The organism is Arthrobacter sp. 9MFCol3.1 (assembly GCF_000620385.1).
Lineage (GTDB): Bacteria > Actinomycetota > Actinomycetes > Actinomycetales > Micrococcaceae > Arthrobacter.
In genome coordinates this window covers 19,196-35,123 of the sequence record NZ_JIBJ01000021.1, presented here as the reverse complement: position 1 = coordinate 35,123, position 15,928 = coordinate 19,196, and the positions used below count along the sequence as shown (strand labels likewise).

The 15,928-nt window shown below is 64.9% G+C and carries 16 protein-coding genes; 5 read left to right on the top strand and 11 right to left on the bottom strand.

The genetic code is table 11. The features are described from left to right. Positions 1-217: 217 nt before the first annotated feature. The 8 genes from C560_RS0116450 to C560_RS0116415 form a co-directional block, all read right to left on the bottom strand. Positions 218-1,297 carry a LacI family DNA-binding transcriptional regulator gene (locus C560_RS0116450; protein WP_051533244.1) on the bottom strand — a complete coding sequence of 360 codons (1,080 nt, stop codon included), beginning with the start codon at positions 1,295-1,297 and terminating at the stop codon, positions 218-220. 38 nt (positions 1,298-1,335) lie between these two features. Then, positions 1,336-2,244 (bottom strand): carbohydrate ABC transporter permease, encoded by a 909-nt coding sequence (locus tag C560_RS0116445; RefSeq protein ID WP_026539018.1) that lies wholly within the window; start codon positions 2,242-2,244, stop codon positions 1,336-1,338. Next, a complete protein-coding gene (locus C560_RS0116440; RefSeq protein WP_026539017.1) occupies positions 2,241-3,122 on the bottom strand; it encodes a carbohydrate ABC transporter permease in 882 nt (293 codons plus the stop codon). Before C560_RS0116440 ends, C560_RS0116445 begins: the two co-directional genes overlap by 4 nt. A 45-nt stretch (positions 3,123-3,167) precedes the next feature. Then, positions 3,168-4,502: an ABC transporter substrate-binding protein gene (locus C560_RS0116435; protein ID WP_026539016.1), complete on the bottom strand. Its 1,335-nt coding sequence runs from the start codon at positions 4,500-4,502 to the stop codon at positions 3,168-3,170. Positions 4,503-4,549: 47 nt separating this feature from the next. After that, a complete protein-coding gene (locus tag C560_RS0116430; RefSeq protein WP_026539015.1) occupies positions 4,550-5,986 on the bottom strand; it encodes a glycoside hydrolase family 32 protein in 1,437 nt (478 codons plus the stop codon). A 214-nt stretch (positions 5,987-6,200) separates the two neighbouring features. Further along, entirely contained in the window at positions 6,201-7,766 is a 1,566-nt protein-coding gene (locus C560_RS0116425) for a glycoside hydrolase family 32 protein (protein WP_026539014.1), read from the bottom strand. Between the two features lie 218 nt (positions 7,767-7,984). After that, on the bottom strand, positions 7,985-8,338 hold the full coding sequence (locus C560_RS0116420; protein WP_026539013.1) for a cupin domain-containing protein: 354 nt from the start codon (positions 8,336-8,338) through the stop codon (positions 7,985-7,987). Between the two features lie 40 nt (positions 8,339-8,378). Continuing rightward, on the bottom strand, positions 8,379-9,173 hold the full coding sequence (locus tag C560_RS0116415) for a carbon-nitrogen hydrolase family protein (RefSeq protein ID WP_026539012.1): 795 nt from the start codon (positions 9,171-9,173) through the stop codon (positions 8,379-8,381). A 32-nt stretch (positions 9,174-9,205) separates the two neighbouring features. Between C560_RS0116415 and C560_RS0116410 the strand changes: the two genes are divergently transcribed. Further along, positions 9,206-9,862 (top strand): GntR family transcriptional regulator, encoded by a 657-nt coding sequence (locus C560_RS0116410; RefSeq protein ID WP_026539011.1) that lies wholly within the window; start codon positions 9,206-9,208, stop codon positions 9,860-9,862. Here C560_RS0116410 and C560_RS22190 read toward each other — a convergent pair. Next, entirely contained in the window at positions 9,859-11,265 is a 1,407-nt protein-coding gene (locus tag C560_RS22190) for an MFS transporter (RefSeq protein WP_043423302.1), read from the bottom strand. The genes C560_RS0116410 and C560_RS22190 overlap by 4 nt on opposite strands. 148 nt (positions 11,266-11,413) lie before the next feature. Here C560_RS22190 and C560_RS0116400 point away from each other — a divergent pair, with 148 nt between their 5' ends. The 4 genes from C560_RS0116400 to C560_RS0116385 all read left to right on the top strand — a co-directional run bounded on the left by C560_RS0116400 (position 11,414) and on the right by C560_RS0116385 (position 13,756). Next, positions 11,414-12,100, top strand: a complete 687-nt coding sequence (locus tag C560_RS0116400; protein ID WP_026539010.1) for a DUF2848 domain-containing protein — start codon at positions 11,414-11,416, stop codon at positions 12,098-12,100. 237 nt (positions 12,101-12,337) lie between these two features. Further along, entirely contained in the window at positions 12,338-12,751 is a 414-nt protein-coding gene (locus tag C560_RS0116395) for a hypothetical protein (protein WP_026539009.1), read from the top strand. A 1-nt stretch (position 12,752) separates the two neighbouring features. Next, the gene (locus C560_RS22185) at positions 12,753-13,148 is read left to right on the top strand and encodes a PEP-utilizing enzyme (protein ID WP_026539008.1); all 396 of its coding nucleotides are present in this window, start codon (positions 12,753-12,755) and stop codon (positions 13,146-13,148) included. Between the two features lie 23 nt (positions 13,149-13,171). Beyond that, complete coding sequence (locus C560_RS0116385; RefSeq protein ID WP_051533247.1) at positions 13,172-13,756, top strand: hypothetical protein; 585 nt, start codon at positions 13,172-13,174, stop codon at positions 13,754-13,756. A gap of 94 nt (positions 13,757-13,850) precedes the next feature. Here C560_RS0116385 and eda read toward each other — a convergent pair whose 3' ends face one another. Together eda and C560_RS0116375 are read right to left on the bottom strand one after the other, a co-directional pair. Next, complete coding sequence (gene eda / locus C560_RS0116380; RefSeq protein WP_026539006.1) at positions 13,851-14,480, bottom strand: bifunctional 4-hydroxy-2-oxoglutarate aldolase/2-dehydro-3-deoxy-phosphogluconate aldolase; 630 nt, start codon at positions 14,478-14,480, stop codon at positions 13,851-13,853. Then, positions 14,473-15,918 carry a mannitol dehydrogenase family protein gene (locus tag C560_RS0116375; RefSeq protein WP_442853169.1) on the bottom strand — a complete coding sequence of 482 codons (1,446 nt, stop codon included), beginning with the start codon at positions 15,916-15,918 and terminating at the stop codon, positions 14,473-14,475. Before C560_RS0116375 ends, eda begins: the two co-directional genes overlap by 8 nt. Between the last annotated feature and the right edge of the window lie 10 nt (positions 15,919-15,928).

The window sequence follows — 15,928 nt, the reverse complement described above, 5'->3', positions numbered from 1 at the left end:
GGATCGGCTTCTTCAGGGACCTGGCTACAGGCTCAGCGCCAAAGCCAGGTCACGTGGATGGTGCTGGACCGGGGCGCCTCCGACAGCGGAACCGCGGTCATCCGCTGCTGGATGACCCGCGCGCGGCGGCCTGGACCTGCTTGACGGCACGACGAAAGACGCCGGGTTCTGCCTCCGGCGCGGCGGGGCAGACGGAAGGCAGGTGCCTGGTGTTGGCTCAGGCGGGGGCCAGTGCCCTTACCGAATTTCGCTGCACGGTGGGACAGTGAATTTTTGCGGGGCCACTGGCCTGTGCTTCTTCAAGACCCAGCAACACCCTCACTCCCGCCGCGCCTAGTTCGTAGTGCGGGAGAGATACCGTGGAAAGTGGGGGCCGGAGGTGAGCGGCGATGACTTCCTGATTGTCGAACCCCACCACCGCCATGTCGTCAGGGATGGACAGGCCGTGCTCGCGCAGCCCGTCGTATAGTCCCATCGCCATTCGGTCGTTGTAGCAATACACGGCTGTAACACCGCGTTTTAGGAGTTCCTCGGTAGCCCCGTACCCGCCTTCCTGGTCTGGATAGGCTTCCAGGACCAGGCCCGCATCGAACGGGACACCGGCCGCCTCAAGAGCTGCCCTGTAGCCCTCGAGCCGTCCGTCCTTCGCCGGGGCAGGGATGGTGGCGTTGATGAAGGCAATGCGACGGTGACCGTGCTGCAGCAGGATCTCCGTGGCTGAACGGCCGCCTTGCACTTCATCCGGGACGACAGCCCGGGCGCCCGGTTCCGCAGAAAAGCAGTTGACGAGGACAAAGTCCGACTCCCGAAGAGAGGCAGGTATGTCCGTGGCTCGGTGGAACCAGGTCGAGTAAAGGATTCCGCGGACTTTGTATTCGAGCATCATGGCAATCGCGTCGGTCTCAAGCTCGCGGTTGCCTTCGGTATTGGCGATCAGAAGGGCGTAGCCGTGCTTCCAGGCCTCATCCTGTGCACCGTGGATGATCTGGCCAGCGAACGGGGTCGTGGCGATGGCGTCGGCGACGAGGCCGATGAATCGGGAACTGCCGCTGACAAGGGTTTGCGCCATGGCATTTGGCCGGTAGCCCAGATCCCGGATAGCATCCCGCACCCGTTTGCGGGTCTCTTCGGAAATTCGGGCGGTCTCTTTCTTGTTGACAACCAACGAGACCGTAGCCGTGGAGACGCCGGCTGCTTCTGCGACCTGCCGCAGGGTGACGGGGTGGGCGCGCGTGGACTGCTTCAGTGGTGCAGCCCCAACCAATGGCGTGCCCGAACTATTCTCCAGCGAATTCATGTGCCCTCCTTCAGGAGTATAACCGTCAGGTGCTGCTGTCATCCCTTGGTCGCCCCGCTTTCCAGTCCCTGGATCATCGCCTTATTGAGCACCAGGAAGACCAGCAGCAGCGGAGTTATGGTGACGCAGACTGCGGCGAATGTGGCAGTCCAGTCGGTCTTGCCCATGGCGCCGATGTAGTTCTGCAGGCCAAGCGGGATGGTCTTGAGCTCCTCGGAGAGGACAAACGTGTTGGCGAAGATGAAGTCGTTCCAGATGAAGATGCTGTTGACCAGCACGACGGTCACGACAGTGTTTACCGACAGCGGCAGGGTGATGAGCCCGAAGATGCGGTAGGGCCCCGCTCCGTCGAGTGAAGCGGCCTCATACGTTTCCCGGGGAATGTATTCAAAGAACGAGGAGAACAGGTAGATCGACATCGGTAGGGCGAATCCGGCCAGGGGAATGATCATCGATGGGTACGTGTCGAGCAGGTTAATCGTTGAGTAGTCAATAAACAGCGGCACGAGGGCTATCTGCACGGGCACGATGATGCCGATGAGGAACAGCACGCGGACGAACTTGCTGAAACGGAAGCCGAGGACCTGCAGTGCGTAGGCTGCCATCATTCCCAGGAGCACGATCAGGACGTTGGCTCCCATGGTGACGATGAAGCTGTTGAGGATATTCATCCCCAGATTGCCGGTTTCGAAGGCGCGGGCGTAGTTTTCCCAGGTCAAGGACTTCGGCAGCGCAAATGGGTCGCCGGTGGCGAAGTCGTGCTCGGTGCGCAGGCTGGTAATGAACAGCCATGCCAGGGGGTAAACCTGCACGATCACGATGAGGGCGATCAGCACCTTTGACAATGTGCTGTAGAGACTGGGCTTTCGCCTCCTGCGCAAAGGCGGCGGATTGCCAGGCGATGCAGTGGTCACAGGTCTCGTCATCGGGGCTGTTGGCGCGGTCATGCGTCCGCCTTTCGTTTGAGCATGAACAGGATGAGCCCGACGGCGGCCAGGCATTCGACGACGATGAACACCGAGATGGTGCTGGCGTATCCGAAGTCGGTGCTCGTGAACGCCGTCTTGTACATGTACGTGGTCAGCAGCTCCGAGGACTGCCCGGGGCCACCGTTGGTCATCAGGTAGGGGATGTCGAATCCGCGCAGGCCGTAGGTCGTCGCCATGATGGTGGTGGTGATCCACACGGGCCGGATGTGAGGGAAGCGGATCTTGGTGAACAGTTGCCAGCGCGAAGCTCCGTCGAGGCGTGCCGCTTCCTCCAGCTCCTGTGGAACAGAAAGCAGCGCCGCGTAGAGGATGAGCATGTAGAGGCCCGTGAAGCGCCATCCTTCCGGGACCGATACCGCGGCCAGGACGGTGTTCACGTCGGAGAGCCATGCGTGTTCGAGGGCGCCGAGGCCGATCCAGTTCAGAACCTGGTTGAACAGACCCACCGGGTCGATGGAGTAGATCCGCACGAAGAGGAAGGCGATGGCCACTGTCGAGATCACTGCCGGCAGCAGGTAGAGAGTCTTGATGAGTTCGCGGCCGCGGCGCAGCGAGGTGAGGAGGCTGGCGACGAGGAGGGCGCCGCCCAGCTGCAGCACGAGGCAGATGGCCAGGTAGCCGAGAGCGTTGAAGAAGGAACGCCAGAAGATGTCGTCACCGGTGAACATCCGCACGTAGTTTGCCAGCCCCACGAACTCCATTTCGCTGATCCCGTTCCATGAGAAGAAGCTCAGGACCAGGGACTGGAGGATCGGGAAGAGCACTGCCGCGCCGTAGAGCAGCAGCGGAGGGAGGAGGAAGACCAGGACTGACAGTCGTGACCTGTTGGGAAGCATGATGAGGCCTTTCGGGCGGGGGGCCGGAGCCCCCCACCGCAGCGGTTACTTGAAGAACTTCGGGGCGTTTTGCGCGATGGTGTTGTCCATCGTGGCGGTGAACTGTTCGGGCGTGATGTTGCCCTGGACGAGAAGCACGAGTTCTTGCTGCAGCCTGCCGTTTGTGGTCGGGTCGAGCTGGGTGTCCCACGGCATGGCCTGCTGTTTCCCCAGGTCGTTCGCCTTCTCAAGGGCCTTCTTGTACAGGGGTGTCGCGTTGGCCGGTACGGCGGTTTCGACTGTGGTCGTCGGTGAGAGCGCGCCTGTAGCTGCGTACTCGGCGGGGTACTTCGCCAGGGCGAACTTCAGGAAATCGCTCACGAGCGGGTCGTAGGTCCTGGAGTTGACCGCCATGCCGATACCGGACGGTGAGACGAATTCGTTGGCCTCGGTGACGGATCCCTGAGTCGTCGGCAGAGTGAGGAAGTCGATGTCATCACGCACTGCCGGATTCAGTTTGTCGGTTGCCAGGCTGGGCAGTTCCCAGGTGCCAATGTTGTACATGGCGGCCTGGCCGGACGTGAACTGGTTCTGGGCGTCGGAGTACCCCTGGGAGGAAAAGCCGTCCTGGAAGCACTTGGCTTTGCCGAGCGCAGCCATCCACTCGACGGTCTTCTGGCCTGCCGGGTCAGAGAACTTGGCTTCGCCCTTCTTGAGCTGCTGGATAAAGTCCGGACCGGCTTCCCTGAACGGCTGGTATGCGACGTACCGTTCCAGTGGCCACTGGTCCTGGCCGTCGATGGCGATGGGAGTAATGCCCGCTTTGCGCAGGGCGGTGCACATGGCGGGGAGGTCATCGAGGGACTTCGGGACCGGCACTCCGGCCTTTTGCAGCAGAGCTTTGTTGTACCAGATGTACTCCAGTTCGAACTGGAACGGGACCATGTACAGCGACCCGTCGTCAAAGCGCTGGTAGTTCAGCGCGTTGGGGCGGTAATTGTCGTAGACGCCTACGTCCTTGAGCAGTTTCTCCGCGTCGATCATCTTGCCCTGCTTGGCCAGTTGCTGGGCGAACGGTGTCGCATCCGTGTCGAACAGCTCGGGAAGCTTGTTCGCGGCGGCGAGGGTCTCAAGTTTCTGAATGTAGGAGGGCCGGTCGGGGGTGGTGATCAGGTTCAATGAGAAGCCCGGGTGGTCCTTGGCGTAGTCGTCCGCGATCTTCTTCATGATGTTGATCACCGCTCCGTCGGCGGGGCGGGAGAGCAGCCACGAGATTTCCCGCGGTTTGATCTCGCCGGTCGGGCTCACATTGGAGGGGTCGGCGGCGCCTCCGCCGCCGCAGGCGGCCAGCGACAGGGCAGCTATGGCCGCTACGGCAGCCGTGCGAAATAGTTTCTTCAAGGGGACAATCTCCTTTGATTGGAGCTGAGGATGCGGTGGATGGGTATTTAGTTGTCCGTGCGGTGACGTATCTCAAGATCGGTGACGGTTACGGATCCTTCGCCGGCGAAAACGCCGAGCCGGCCGTCGGGCAAGTCGTAGATCCTGGCGCTAAGGGCCACCTGCCGGTCCAGAACGGCAACGCACAAGTCGCCGTCGAGGATGACTTCCAGGGTGTGTTCGCCGGGGGCGAGGTCGCAGGGGCGTTCCAATTCGATGTCGAACGGTATATCCCCGGAGACGTGCCATTGCGCGTCTCCGGTGATTTCCCGCGGCCACCGATCGAAGACGAGCCGTCGGCGTTTCGGTTCGAGTCGGATGATGTAGGACCGGTCTCCGTCGTTACTGGACCGGAGCAGCAATCCGCACTCTGTAGTGTCGGGTTCGATCTGCAGAACTGCCCTGGCATAGAACTGCGAAGGCAGGACTTCGCGGGACACGATGGCTGCGTAGCCGTCAGGGGCGTGCAGGGCGGCAGGAAGCGCGCGGTCAAACGTTACGGGTATCTCGTCCCAGAAGCTCTCCACCAGTTCGTCGGCGAAGGCGAACGCCAGGGTGCCATCAGGGTTCTGGTGTGCTTCGAGGACGGACATGGTGCCGGCCCACTGCCAGGCACCGTCGTCGCGGTTGCCTTCCTTGCTGGCGATCCAGCCGAAGAAGAACCGGCGGCCGTCCCGCTCCGCGGTCTTTGAGGCGTAGAAAGCGCGGCCGTCGATACTGTCCCGCTCGGGGACCGTCCACGGGCCTTCGGGGCTCTTGGCCATCCGGTAGCGGGTCGTGAACGATTCGGAGAACTCCGAGTAGACCATGTACCACCAGTCGCCCCAGGCAAAGACGTCAGGGCATTCATGCGTGATATAGCGGCGTGGATCCCAGAACGGCTCGGTGTGCTGCCAGGTCATCAGGTCACTGGACACACACTGGGCTATGACGCCGCGACGGCGCTCCGGGCCATCGGAGTGCCGTGCCGCCAGCAGCATCCGCCACTGGCCCGCGGCCTCGTCCCGGAAGACGAAGGGGTCCCGCCAGTCACCGGACTCATAGCCGTCAGGGGCGCCGAAGGTGAGTTCCGGGTGCTTCACCCAGGTCTGCATGCCATCGGTGCTCGTCGCGTGCATGACGAGCTGAAGGGGTGCACCGTCCAGTCCGAGGTTGCGCGGGTTTTGGCCCGTGTAGAACAGGTGATGGGTACCGGTTTCATCGACGACGACGCTGCCCGTGTAGGCGTTGAAGTCCAGGTCGGCTTCGCTTCCGTGCTGGAGGGAAACGCCCTGGTCCTCAAACTGCGTGAGGTCTTTAGTGGTGACGAGGTTCCACGAGGTTCCAGGCTTCGGGTCGGTGCGGACCTCGTGAAGGTAGAAGAGCCAGAACTCCCCGTCCTTCTCGAAGGGGATGAGATCCCCGACCCATGCATCGGTGGGCTGAAAGAATACTGGGCGAGTCATCGGCGGTGATGTCCTGTCTGCTAAAACGCTTGATCACCTAAAGATAGTCAGGCACTGGGGGTTGATCAAGCGTTTTAGCAAAATATTTGAATTGCGACGTATCTACTTTTGGAAAGGGGGCGCCGACTGCCGCGAGCTGCTTGCTAGCCTCACGGCAGTCGGCACGTCGGCACGTCGGGCTGGTCTGGTTGTTCGGGTTGTCCGGGTGGCAGAGTTAGCCGGCTGGTGCCGCGAATTCACGGATGGTGATTCCGGAGAAGTTTGCAGCACCGCCGTCGGTGTACAACGAGATCCCAGTGTCGCCGTCGGCGAAGGGCACTTGCTGCGAGAGCACCGTGTGCCCGGCGTTGACGAACACTTCGATGCTCTGCGTGTCGACGAAAATACGCAGATGCACTGAACGGGCGGCGGCGTCGATTGGCCCGGCAGCGCGCGTGTACGGCGCGAGCGCGAAGCCGCTCCGGTCCGAGGCTGCGCGGTCGACGTACAGCTCGTCGCCGTACTTGCCGATGTTCGTGTGGCGCGTGCCGTCGGCGGAGCGGCCGACCGATACCCCGACGTTCGTGGCAGCATCCCACGAGATGTCGAGCTCGAGCTCGTAGGCGCGGCCGCTCCAGGGTAGGACGGCGCTGCCATTTACGGTGCGATCGGGGAGCACGGTTGTCGAGCTGACGTAATTTGAGAGTGCTCCAATGGGCGTGCTGAGCATGCTGTACCAGCCTCCTGGCTGACGTTCGAGGCGCAGCTCGCGCACGATCGAGTTCTGACCGTTGTAGCCGTCGGAGGCGTCGGTGGGAACATCGCGGCCGGCGTACTTCCAGTTGTTCATCCAGGCGACCGCGTAGCGTCGTTCATCTGGTGCCTCAACCGCCGGCCAGGTCACGGCGGCGTACCAGTCCCAACCCCAATCGAGCCACTGCGGATTGAGGTCGTCAGCGATAAAATGTTCACCATCCCAAGTCCCTGTCCAGTAGGCGTAGGTCATCGGCAGACCGACACTGTAGGCGTCCATGCTTGCGCCCAGCACCCAGTGCCGAGTGCCGTCATTGGCGGTCATTTGGAAGAGGTCGGGGCACTCGATCCCGCCAAGCGCGTGGTTCGGGTAGTCGAAGTTGCTTTTCCACTGCCAGTCGCGCAGATTCGGCGAGGTGTAGAAGGCTGCGTATCGGGCCCGGCCGATCACGCACACCCACTCGCTGCGCGCCTCGTCCCAGTGGATCTTCGGGTCGCGAAACCATTCCGCATTCTCGATCTCTGCCGGCGTGGTCGCGGTCCGGCCGTCGGGGTTGACGATCACCGGATCGGGGAGGGCCGCAAAGGTGTAGCCCCCGTCAGTCGACCAGTACAAGTACTGCTCCTGGTACTTTCGGATGCCGTCGGTAGGCTGCGTCGCGAGCGCGACGACCGCGCCCGCGCCGAAGCCCGCAGTGTTGGCAGTGTCGATAACTGCCGATCCTGTCCACACGGGGAAGTTCGTCTGCAGCGGCAGTGCAACGCCGTGATGGGTGAACGCCACACCATCGGTCGTTGTCGCGTGGTCCCACCCGCCCGGGGCGTTGTTCTGCCCGGAGTGCAGGTAGTACAGGTGGTAGGCGCCGTTGGCATACACAGGGCGCTGCGGGTCGCACAGCCAGCCGGATGGCGGCGTCATGTGGTAAACGGCCCGCAGTGATCCCTGGGCGTGGGCGGCCGCAACAGGTATGGCGCTACTCATGAACAGGGCGAGTGCTCCTGCTCCTGTGCCTTGCAGGACGTGACGCCGAGAAATTTCAATTGTCATGCTTGGTTCCTCTTCATTGAAAAACAGACACTGGGTTTCCGGCGGCGCAACAGGGCGAGGGGTACCTCGCCGAGGTAAAGAGCACCACAAACGTCGATGCAAATAGGCGCACGCCGGCCGAGATCAAGCGCTTTAGCACCTGAACTCTAAGTTCGCTTTTCGATTCGGTCAAGCGTTTAATCAGGTTCGGGCCGCCCCCCCGACCTTTGGCTTGCGAATTACGAGGCGGTTTTGCGTGCGTAGCGGATGAACACCAGCATGCTGCAACCCGGTCCGCTTCGATACGGTCCATGCTTCATCCCCGGCGGGCGGCACGCATACATCCCGGCCGTGAACGCCCGCCCGAGTCCGAGGTCGGTCAATTCGCCGGAAAGTATCATGACTTCCTCCCAGTACTCATGGGAGATCGTTTCCGGAGGAGTGGCGGCACCGGCCTCATAGCGCTGGAGCAGGGTGGCATCCCCGCTGCCGGGGTCCTGTGCAAGGATCTGTTCCCAGATGCCGTTGTTCTTAAGTCCCGCCGGATGCCATTCACCAGCCGGTTGGTGGAATTCCATTTCTTGCTTGTTCAACATTCTCGCCCCTGCCTTGGTGCCGCCGTTCGGAACCCGGCTACAGGGCCCGCGCGTTGGCCAGCACCGGGAGTTTGGCCCTGACAGCCGCGACGTCGGAAGGGTCGACGTCGATCACGGCCAGTTCCGGTTCGCGGCCGAGCGTGACGAGTGGCGTGCCGAGGGGTGACACCACGGCGCTGCGGCCGATCCCGGTGGGGGCTGAACCCGCCTGCTCCTGGCCGATGCTGGCCGGATCTCCCTGCCCGCAGGCCACCACGAAGGTGGTGCTGTCCACTGCGCGGGCGCGGACCAGGAGGTCCCACTGCTCCGCCTTTCCTTCTCCGGATCCCCAGGAGGCGCAGACGATGTTGATCTGCGCCCCGGCCCTGGCGTTGGCGCTGAACAGGGCGGGGAAGCGGACGTCGTAGCAGGTGGCCAGGCCGATGGCCGTCCCGTTCACCTCGAACGTCACGGGGGACGTGCCGGCGTCGACCGAATCCGACTCCGCGAAGCCGAAGGCGTCGAAGAGGTGGATCTTGTCGTAGGAGGTGTCGGTGCCCGGGCCGGTCACCAGCAAGGTGTTCCGCACCCGGCCGTCCCGCCCCGGGGTGAACATGCCGGCCACGATCGTGAGGCCCAGCTCCGCGGCGATTCCACGGACGGCGGCGGCCCACGGGCCATCGAGCGGCTCGGCAATGTCGGCCAGGGGATTCCCGAAGGCCCGCATGGCGGCTTCCGGGAACACGACAAGATCGGCGCCCGCGGCCTGGGCGCGGGTGGCGTAGTCTCGGATCAGCTCCAGGTTGGCCGCCGGATCGGCGCCGGTGATGACTTGGGCGACTGCTATGCGCATGGGTTTACTCCAGTGTGTTGTATACATAATGTATGCGAAAAATTTCGGGGCCGGCCGCTTCAGGCCGGGAAAAGGCCTATGCGTATTTGCGTGAGAACGTTCTGACGGACCCGGACGTGCAGGGCAAGTTCCTCAACGAACAGGAACTCGCGGCGGACATCGGGGTCTCCCGCACCCCGGTGCGCGAGGCGCTGCTGCTGCTGGTTGCCGACGGCCTGGTGGAGCTGATCCCCCAGCGCGGTGCCTACGTGCCGCTGGTCACCGGCCGCGAGGTCTCCGAACTGATGGAGCTCCGCGGCGTCCTTGAGCGCCACGCGGCCCGGCTGGTCATCGCCGAGGGACGGGTGCCGGCCGCTGAGATGCAGGAGACCCTGGCCCTTCAGGTTGCCCTGCCGGACACCCTCGCACCCGAGTCCGCGAGGGAGTTCATCCGGCTGGACACGCTGTTCCACCAGCAGCTGATCGACGCCGCGGGCAATGCGCTGATCTCCCGGACGTACAGCAAGCTTCACGTCCGGCAGATCCTGGTGGGCATCTCCGCCTTGTTCGGTACAACCGGGCGCCGCCACGACGTCTGCGCCGAACACCAGGGCATCCTGGATGCCCTGGTGTCCGGCGACGCCGCGAGAGCGGAGCAGGCAATCGAGCATCATCTGGCTGTCACGCGGGACATCCTGCTCCGCAGCTAGCTGTTGGCACTGGTCTTGCCTCCGCCAACGACGGCCGCCGGGCGTTCGCCGGTGGCGCCCTCGAGGAGCAGCTTGTAGTCGTCGTCTTCGGTGGTGTTGGAGTTCCGGCCCAGGGCGAGCCCGATCAGCGTTACAACGGCGGCGACGGCGACGTAGATCGCCACCGGCACCCAGGTGCCGAACTGGGCCAGCAGCAAGGTAAACATCAGCGGGGCGATGGCGCCGCCGATCACACCGGCGAAGGTGTAGGCCAGGGAGCTGCCGGTGGAGCGCAGCCGGGGCGAGAACTGCTCCACAATGAAGGCCGCCTGCGGGCCGTACATGAACGAGTGCGCCATCAGGCCGAACACGATGCCGATGATCAGCATGGGCTCGTTCTTGCCGCCCAGGATCCCGAAGAAGACGAAGGTCCACACGGCCCCCACCACGGCGGCGGTGCCGTAGACCAGCCGGCGGTTGATCCGGTCCGAGACCGCGCCGGCCAGGGGAATCATGAACAGCTGGAAGGCGGATCCGATGAGGACCGCGGTGAGCACCTGGTTCCGCTGGTAGCCGAGGACCTGGATGCCGTAGGTGAGGGTGAAGACGGTGAACAGCGCGTAGAGGACGTCGGGCCCCACCCGGCAGAGGACGGCGGCGATCAGCGGGCGCAGCTCCGTGCTGAAGACCTCCCGGATGGGGGCATCTGGCTGCTGGCCGTGCGCTTCGATTGCCTTGAAGACCGGGGTGTCCTCGAGCTTGAGCCGGATCCACAGGCCGAAGCCCACGAGCAGCGCCGACAGGAGGAAGGCGAGGCGCCAGCCGAAGCTGAGGAACTGTTCCTCGGTGAGCGCCAGGGTCAGGACGGCGAGGGCGCCGTTGGCCAGCAGGTTGCCGGCGGGCGGACCCACCTGGGCGGCGGACGCCCAGAAACCGCGGCGGTGCGGGTCGCCGTATTCGCTGGAGAGCAGGACGGCCCCACCCCATTCGCCGCCGACGCCCACGCCCTGCGCGAAGCGGAGCAGCACCAGGATGATCGGGGCCGCGATGCCGATGCTGGCGTAGCCCGGCAGCACGCCGATCAGGACGGTGGCGACGCCGATGATCATCAGGGTCGCGACAAGGACCTTCTTGCGTCCGATGCGGTCGCCGAGACGGCCGAAGACGATTCCGCCCACGGGGCGGGAGATGTAGCCCACGGCGTAGGTCGAGAACGCCAGGATCGTCCCCGTCATGGGATCCGACGACGGGAAGAAGACGATCGGGAAAACAACGGCGGCCGCGGCCGAGTAGACCGCGAAGTCGTACCATTCGAGCGCCGTGCCGGTGAGGCTGGCGGCAAAGGCCTTGTATAGGCCCTGGGGCCGGATCGGCGCATCCGGGCGCGCTGCCGCGCCGGGTGCCTGTACGGGGGCGTTGGCCATATTGTTCCTCCACGAGATCTTTGCGGGTGACGCCTGTCACGCTGGCGTTAAATGTATACATTACGCATACTGGATGTACATCGGCCACGGTTTACGGTTTCCGGTTTGTAAATTTTCCCCAGATCCACCACACGAAGGATGTACTCACATGGCTACGCTGAGCTTCGAACTCCCCGACGGCAGCACCCGAAACGTGGAGGTCACCCACCTGCTCAATGCCGGCTACGCAGGCCGCGAGCAGGATGAAGTGCAGGCCCACATCGAAGAACTTGCCCTGCTGGGCGTCCCCGGGCCCACTACCACCCCGGCGCTGTATCCGGTGTCGCCGTATCTTGCGCAGCAGGCCTCCGAGGTCCGGGTGCAGCACGGAAAGACCTCGGGCGAGGCCGAGTGGGCGATGGTGATCACCGACGACGGCGTGCTGCTGACCGTGGCCTGCGACCACACGGACCGCGACCTCGAGGTGCACGGCGTGGCCTGGAGCAAGAATGCCAGCCCCGACGTGCTGGGCCGCAAGGCCTGGCGGCTTGATGACGTCCGCGACCACCTGGACCGGATCACGCTGAAGGGATGGGTCGGCGAGGGGGATGAGGCCGACACCCTCATCCAGGACAGCACCCTGGGGGCCTTACTGACCCCGGATTACTGGCTGGAGGTCCTTTCGGAGCGTGGCCTGAACCAGCCCGGCACCGTGCTGATCTCCGGCACGGTGGCCATGACCAGCGGAGTGGACCAATTTGCCCGCAGCTGGAAGGTGGAGATGGCGGATCCGGTGACCGGGCACTCGATCGACGCCGCTTACGTCGTGGAAAAAATGGCGGAACCCATCGGCTGAGCGCCGCCGGTCGGGTGGGATAGCCGCGGTGGGGCATCCGCGGATGCGGCGATCGCGGATGCCCCACCGCCGGCCTCCCGCCGAACATCTCGTGCGCGCTCCGCGGACGGCCTGCGCTCACGCTTTCCGCTCCCCCGCAGCCACTCCGAAGCATCAACAGTTTGTTGACAACAGGATGTTGATGCCAGAAGCTGGTGGAATCGAGCGGCGCCGAACCAACGGGAAAGAGAGCCTGGAATGGACGAGACCGACGGGACCGTTCCGGGCGGCGACGCTGCGGAGGCTCAGCGCCAAAGCCAGGCCACGCGGATGTTGCTGGACCGGGGCGCCTCCGAGCTCCCGCCCCGGCCCTGGCTGGGTGAACGGCAGCCCCCTTCAGCGGGTGACCTCATCCAGCACGTCCTGTGGCGGGCCAACGGGACCGGCCGCGGAGAGCCGGTGGATGGTCTGGACGTGCGGGCCGCTCTCACCCTTGTGTCCGCCGCGCGGGCAGAGATGGATGGCCTGGAAACAGCTCTCCTGTTCCTGGCCCGGGCCGAGGGGCTGACCTGGCCCCAGATTGCCCAGGGCCTGGGCCTCCGCTCGGCGCAGGCCGCGCAGCAGCGACTGGATCGGCTGTCCGGCAGGCCCGAGACCGGCGCGGTGGGCTGACGTGGAACTCACCCCTGAGGCCAGTGCCGGAGCAGAAGGCAGGGATCCCTTCGGCGCGTTTCTCACCGGCATCGGCGCCAGCCCGGGCACCGCCTGCGGGAACGCCCGGACCGTTCACAGCGTCGACGAATTCTCCGCGGTGGCCCCCGGCGACGTCCTGGTCTGCCGCACCACTGACCCCGCCTGGACGCCACTGTTCGGGATCGCCGCCGCCGTCATCACGGAAACGGGCGGGATGCTCTCGCACGCCGCCATCGTGGCCCGCGAACAGGGCATCCCCGCCGTTCTGGGGGTAACCGGCGCACTGACCCGCATCACGGACGGAACGACGCTCGTGGTCGACGGAACCCACGGAACCGTCCACGCGATACCGGCAAGTCCAGTGGCAGGTCCATGATGGGCCCGCAGCAGCAGCCATCCATGTTGCTCACCCTCCACGCCCTGAGGCTGCTCGGCTTCGCTGACACTGAGTCGGTTGCCGCCCGGTTTGGCCAGGATCCGCACGACGTCGAACGGCTCCTTATTGACGCCGGCGCGAATGGGTGGGCGTCGCGCTCCGCATTCGGCGGAACCCGGGGCTGGTCCCTGACCGTGGCCGGCCGGATTGAAAACGAACGGCTCTTGGCGGAGGAGCTGAACGGCGCGGGCGGCCTGGCAGCGGTCTCCGCCGTGCACGCGAAGTTTGCACCCCTGAACGCAGGAGTCGTGGCCGTCTGCAGCAAACTTCAACTCCGCTGGCTCGCCGACGGGCGTCAACCCAAAAATGGGATCGACGAGCCAACACGTCAAACCTTCACCCAGGCGCTGGCGTCCCTGAGTGATCTGGAAGTCCGCCTGACCGCCGTACTGCCGCGGTTCAGCGGATACGCGGAACGCCTCGAGCGGGCAGTGGCAAACGCAGCCACGGAGCCGGCGTGGCTCACCGCCACAGACCGCGACTCCTTCCACCGCATCTGGTTCGAGCTGCACGAAGATCTCATCGCCACCCTCGGCATCCGGCGATGAACGACGGGCTCTGCCGGTCCCTGCGTCAGGCCACGTGACGCCTGCTAACTGAGTTCAGCGCTTTCGATCTGCTTTCGCGGACCGGATGGTCCGCCTAGTCCAGGCTGAGTCCTGATGCTTCCCGTGCCAGCTTGGTGATCTGCTCCCAGTCGTTGTGTTCCACGGCTGTCTTTGGAGTGAGCCAGCTGCCGCCGACGCAGGAGACGTTCGGCAAGGCGAGGTATCCGGGTGCTGAGTCGAGGCTGATGCCGCCTGTCGGGCAGAACTGCACCTGCGGGATGGGCGCCCCGACGGCGGCGAGGTAGCCGGGGCCACCGGCGGGTCCGGCAGGGAAGAACTTCATGGCCGTCAGGCCGCGCTCCAGGACGCCCATCACTTCACCTATCGTGGCAACGCCGGGCAAGAACGGCACGCCGGTGGTCAAGAGGTGGTCCAGCAGGGTTTTGGTGATGCCCGGGCTGACCAGGAACTGGGCTCCGGCGTCGATGGCGGCGTCGGCCTGCGCCGGGGTCAGAACGGTACCGGCCCCAACCAAAATGTCGGGCACCTCATCTGCAATACGTTTGAGCGACGTGAGGGCGCTCTCTGTCCGGAGAGTCAGTTCGATGATGCGGACACCGCCGTCTGCCAGCGCCCGGGCAATGGGAACGGCGTGTCGTGGGTCATCAATGGTCACAACCGGGATGACGGGTGAAACGTGCAGGATGCTGGCGGCATCAGCCATGGTTGATCTCATTTCCCAGGCCGTCCAGCCCGTGGGTGTCGATAATGCGGTACCAGTGGATGAGGAGGTCGGCGAACCCCTGGTGTGTCGCGAGTCCGCCGTCGAAGACGCTTCGGCAGCCAAGCAGCGCGGGGACCACAGTCGCCGCTGTGCGCCTGGCTGGCAGTGCTGCATGGAGCTCCGGGGCGAGCGGGTCGTTGAGTTCCGCGGCCGGCGTGGAGGCTACGTGGTGCATCCAGGCAGCTACGGCCAGGGCGGCCCAGCGGGGCTCGCGCCCGGCGTTCAGGCTGCCGCGGACCGTGGTTAACAGCCTCAGTCCGATCTTTTGGGATCCGTCGCTTCCCACCTTGGCTGTGGTGTGGCCCAGCGCGGGATTCGCGAAACGGGTGAGTACTTGCGCGCAGTACGCTGCGCCGTCCAGTCCGGCGGGAAGCGTGATCGTGGGCAGGGCGTCCTCAGCCATCATGCGGCTGCAGGCGGTGCGGAAGGCCGGCTCCCCCACGGCGTCGCTGATGGTGGACTTTCCTGTTGCCAGCCCCAGGTAGGCCAGCATGGAATGGCTGGCGTTGAGCAGGCGCAGCTTGGCGTCTTCCCAGGCGGCAACGTCGGAGCTGAAAAGCGCGCCGGCGTCCTCCCAGCGCGGGCGGCGCGAAGCGAAGTTGTCCTCGATCACCCACTGCAGGAAGGGTTCGGCCACCACGGCGGCCTCGTCCCGGAGGCCCAGTTCGCGTTCGACGGCGTCCAGGTCAGCGGCCGTGGTGGCCGGCACCATCCGGTCCACCATGGTGTTGGGGAACGTGACATTCGCTTCGAGCCAGGACAGCAGCGGCTCCGCCTCGGCTGCCGGGAGCGCGGCGGCAAAGGCATGCACGAGGGTCCGGGTGAGCTCCCCGTTGCCGGGCAGGTTGTCGCAGGAGACCACGGTGAGGGGTCCGGCGTCGGTGCGGGCGCGCTGCTGGAGCCCGCGGGCGATCTGTCCGATGGCGGTCTGTGGAGGCTGTCCGGCGAGGTCGGCCCGGACCTGGTCGTCTCCGGTGTTGAGGGTTCCCGTGCGGGGATCGATCCGGTAGCCCTTCTCCGTGATGGTCAGCGTGACAACCGACGTCGCAGGGTCGGCGATCCGGTCCACCACGGTTCCGGGGTCATCCCGCCCGGAGATGGCCTCCACGATGCTGGACACCACACGCAGCGGAGCTGCACCGTCCCCCCGCTCGGTCACGGTGAAGAGGCCGTCCTGCGGCGTCAGTTGGCGTGCCACAGTGTCGGAGCGCTGGGTGACTCCAGTGATCCCCCACCCGAAATCGCCGGAGGCCAGCATCGCGTTTTCGGTGAACACGGCCGTGTGGGCGCGGGCGAACGCGCCCAGGCCCAGATGGACGATCCCGGGCTGCAGTTTGTCCCGCTGTAAAAGGGCCTGCTGGCTTCCACCGGCAGCCAGCGACGCTGAG